We start from the raw sequence: 4,162 nt of genomic DNA, 5'->3' as shown, positions 1-4,162 counted from the left end.
TCATAGTTTGGTGATGATGGCAGAGAGGTCACACCCGTTCCCATACCGAACACGGAAGTTAAGCTCTCTAGCGCCGATGGTAGTTGGGACCTTGTCCCTGTGAGAGTAGGAAGTCGCCAAGCAACTGTAAGACGAGTCAGAATGACTCGTCTTTTTTGTGTTTTATAAAATAAGTTCGTGATTAATATAGTACTCTATGAGTACATTCATCTAGCAGGAAACAGCTTTATGGGCACTTTCTCCTAGTAATCGCATATTTGTCTGCGATGCTCTATATGAACACGAGGTGTACTGTAATCTTCTTTTAGAGCAATTCAGTGAGAATATCGCTACATCTAATGTACTGCATAGTTGAGTGAGAGTGACAAGATGCGATGTCTCGAATAAGCCAGGCAGATAGTGAGACAATGAAATATCTTTTCCGAACTTATGAGGGATTTTAAGAGATAAATTACGGTACAATCCTTGAGCAAAGAGTTGCAATTGCTCGTATAATAAAACATCCCCCAAAACGCCTCCTTATCAATGATTTTACTAAAAGGATAGCGTTTTTTTCGTTATATAGGAGATGTGTATTCAAATTAACCTGATAGGCATGTGAAAGGATTCCTTGAATCGAATTCGTGTTCCTAAGACAACAGGACCTTGGCATTTTTCGTATTACCAAGATGTACTTTATAGTCATGAACAGACGCGGTAAATGAGTCGATTGCAGTCTTTTATATATTAGTTAGCAATACATATTTTCTATTGTTGTATAGATTCCTTCTATAATTCATCTCTTAAAAAAGAACTTATAATGAAGTCAATCATTCAAAATATGTTTAAAAGTGGTGAATAAAATGCAAAGAGTTGTTGGGATTATTGGGGGCATGGGACCTTTGGCGACTGTTGATTTAATGAATAAAATTATTTCTTACACACCTGCAATGAAAGACCAAGACCATATCCATATCATTGCAGACAACTATTCTCAAATACCTGATCGGACAACGGCTATTTTGGGAAAGGGAATAGATCCGACCCCTTACATTGTACAATCAGCCCAGCGACTGCAAAACGCTGGTGCAGATTTTCTTGTTATTGCGTGTAATACCGCTCATTTTTTCTATAAAGCAGTTAAAAGGTCTGTTAATATTCCAATCTTGCATATGCCTTTAGAAACGGCTCGTTTTGTGCAAGAAAATAATTTTAGAAAGGTAGGTTTGTTGGCTACGGATGGGACGGTTAAGGCAGAACTATACCAAAACAGTTGTCAAGATTACAGGATTGATGTCATTGATCCTGATAAAGAAATGCAAAAAAAAGTGATGGAAGGAATATATGCTATTAAAAGTGGGGATTTAAAAACAGGGTGTTTACATCTTTCGATGGTTGCTGATAAATTGAAAGAGAGCGGGGCTGAGGCTATTATAGCAGGTTGTACAGAGGTTCCTCTTGTATTGAAATCATCCGAAAATATTTGTGTCATTGATCCAACAGAAATTGTGGCAAAAGTGGTTATTAAAATAGCTAATAAAACAGAGACAGAACTAATAAAAGTGTGATTTAGAAGTTAAGAATGTGGCAGAAGTGTTGCATTCTTATTTTATGGATGTTTGATGCATATGCTTTTACGTGTACATGTTATAGTTAATTATAATAGGGAGCTAAAGTAAGGAGTGTTTAGACATGAATATCGAAAATATTGAAGCTTTTATATATGTTTGTCAACTTGGTAGTTTCAATAAAGCTGCCGAAGCTCTTTATTTAACCCAACCTTCTGTAACAGCACGTATCCAATCACTTGAACGTGAAATTAATATAAAGCTTTTTCATCGAAATGGTAATAAAATCTCTTTAACCGAAAAAGGAGAGTATTTTTTCCCACATGCACAAAAAATTTTGCAATCTTACCAGGAAGCTAAGTATGGTTTGCAACAAGTAACAATTCCGTATGACTTGGTAATTGGGAGTGCTTTATCAATATCTAATAATATCCTCCCTGAAATTTTACCTGGTTTTAAATCTGAATTTAAGGATGTTAGAATAAAAATTGTAACTGGTCATTCACAAGACATCCTACAGAAGGTTATTAATAAAGAAGTTGACTTTGGCATCGTACGAACAGAAACACATCCTCAAGTAGAATCAATTCGTCTTTATAATGACCCTATCGGCCTTTTTGTACCTCGAAATCATATATTTTTAAAAGAAGAAAAAGTAACAATAGAACATGTAAGTAAACAACCTCTTATCTTCTTTGATTATGGATCAATGGATTGGCTCATGATTCATCGGCTATTTTCAAGTAATGACGTAAGCCCGAATATATCTTTAGAAGTAGATAATATGGAAACAGCGAAAAATTTAGTGATACAAGGGATGGGCATTAGCTTTTTACCTGAACATTGTGTCAAACAAGAATTAGAAAATGGAGAATTGATCCGAGTGGAAATGACGCCTCCGGTGAAAATTAATATTAGTATTGATTTTATCTATTTAAAAGGCAGACCAAAATCTGTTTTTATTGACTTTTTAAAAGAGAAGATGTGTAAATAAAACAAACTGATTGGTATATCAATCAGTTTGTTTTTGTTATGGAGTTGATAGGTATAGGATGTTTTATGTGTATTGGTTTCTTATTATTATGTATTCTTAGGTTCTTAGATAGAAAAAATTAATTTATGATTTTGTATATATGTCCAAACGGAAGATATATAAATTAATTAAAATATGTAGTAGTACTAGAAACAATGTTTGTTAGTAACTTAATCCTCTCTTCTAGCGATAAAATGTGAATATAGATATAGGATAAACATTCTTAAATGCTATGGGAAGTGATACAACGCGAGGAGGGAACGAATGTTCTTTGTGGGTACGTTGAGTACACTCAATCGATTGAGGTACGTATTTTTAATCCGGTATATGTGTTTAAAAAAGAAATACTATTACTCGGTTTAGATTTCGGAGTATAACTTATGTGTACATCTTAAGTGTTTGTTGAGAGGATATAGTGGCTATTATCAGAGGTTTATTACCACCCAGTAATACCGAATGGATGATACTAAAGATGAAAGAGATATAAGGTCTATATTTCGATTTGAATATCGGTTTAATAGTATGTGGTTTATAGGAATCTATAGAGAGATTCCTGCTGCTAGCATTGCTACTATAAAAGAGAGGATGAATTTTATCGTAAACATAGAAATATCATCGATGCTTAAATATCTTTAACTTTTTCATAAGCTTAAGGCTATAAATCCAGTTCAAGCTATTACAGGAAGAATAATGAAAAAAGAGAAATCAGACGCAGTTTTATAATTTACTTTCATTAATAAGGACACAAGGACAGTAGAATTAGCTCTAGAGGAGTCAGGATATATTGCTAAGCATTGAAATAATCCAATTGTTAATGCTAGACGAGGATTGTTTCTATCCTTTTTACTTCTGCAAATATTATAAGAATTGTTCCAGCTACAAGTTTAATCATGATAGTATATGTCTGAAATAAGTATGTTTTAGTAACATCATGTAGTAGTAAATCAGTGTTAAGAGCAGTGAACCTTCTAGGTGGCCTGAATAATAATTACTTATAATAAAGCCAATGCGTGATACAGGCATATTTAGTAGATGTATTAGTGTGTTTCTATATATTTACGAGTAAACAGATAAACAACTATTACTTCATATGGGGAGAAATCTATAACTAGAGTAGTACATGAGTTTATTATGGATTTTTGTATCGTTGTCTGTTATAAGAATATGTATATCTTCAATTGCTTCTAATAGAGTGCGTGATAAACAAAGAGGTACTAAGGAGTGTAGTAACTTTTTAATTACATACTAGTAGTTATTAAAATAAAGTTGTTAGTTTCGCTGGGGAAAACGTCCGTATAAATTAAATCTAGGGTTAAGCTAACTTAAATATATTTTGGAAGTAGAAACTAAGAAGGAGTAGAAGGGAGTTTTCTGGTAATGTAATCTTTATAGGTTCTTATCTAGATTAGAGGGTGTAAAAATATTAACTTAAATATCTTTATAAAAAGGTATTGACGATTGTACTTTAGAGGTGTAATATAGAACAAGTCGCCGATGACATTAACGTCGAAAGCGACAAACGAAATGAAAAACTTAGTTGACATTGAAAGATGAAAATGTTAACATAAGGAAGTCGCAAATG

The 4,162-nt window shown here is 33.2% G+C and carries 3 protein-coding genes and 1 rRNA gene; 3 read left to right on the top strand and 1 reads right to left on the bottom strand.

All coding sequences use genetic code 11. The features are described from left to right. Positions 1–6: 6 nt before the first annotated feature. The 3 genes from rrf to MR083_RS26170 all read left to right on the top strand — a co-directional run bounded on the left by rrf (position 7) and on the right by MR083_RS26170 (position 2,541). Positions 7–122, top strand: a 5S ribosomal RNA gene (gene rrf / locus MR083_RS26180). A gap of 720 nt (positions 123–842) precedes the next feature. Continuing rightward, positions 843–1,547 carry a cysteate racemase gene (gene cuyB / locus MR083_RS26175; protein WP_001190087.1) on the top strand — a complete coding sequence of 235 codons (705 nt, stop codon included), beginning with the start codon at positions 843–845 and terminating at the stop codon, positions 1,545–1,547. Between the two features lie 124 nt (positions 1,548–1,671). After that, entirely contained in the window at positions 1,672–2,541 is an 870-nt protein-coding gene (locus tag MR083_RS26170) for a LysR family transcriptional regulator (RefSeq protein WP_046646123.1), read from the top strand. A gap of 707 nt (positions 2,542–3,248) precedes the next feature. On the opposite strand, the gene MR083_RS27885 is transcribed toward MR083_RS26170, so the two are convergent. After that, positions 3,249–3,389, bottom strand: coding sequence for an undecaprenyl-diphosphate phosphatase (locus MR083_RS27885; protein WP_324251912.1), 141 nt, complete (start codon positions 3,387–3,389; stop codon positions 3,249–3,251). Positions 3,390–4,162 lie beyond the last annotated feature (773 nt).

This window comes from Bacillus cereus group sp. BfR-BA-01408 (genome assembly GCF_022663305.1).
GTDB classification, from domain to species: Bacteria; Bacillota; Bacilli; order Bacillales; family Bacillaceae_G; genus Bacillus_A; species Bacillus_A pacificus.
Note: the sequence above shows the minus strand (reverse complement) of the source record. Positions and strands in the feature narration are given on the sequence as shown.

Coding starts and splice junctions, on each gene's coding strand:
- MR083_RS26170 (WP_046646123.1), top strand. CDS start 1,672: ATGAATATCGAAAATATTGAAGCTTTTATATATGTTTGTCAACTTGGT.
- cuyB (WP_001190087.1), top strand. CDS start 843: ATGCAAAGAGTTGTTGGGATTATTGGGGGCATGGGACCTTTGGCGACT.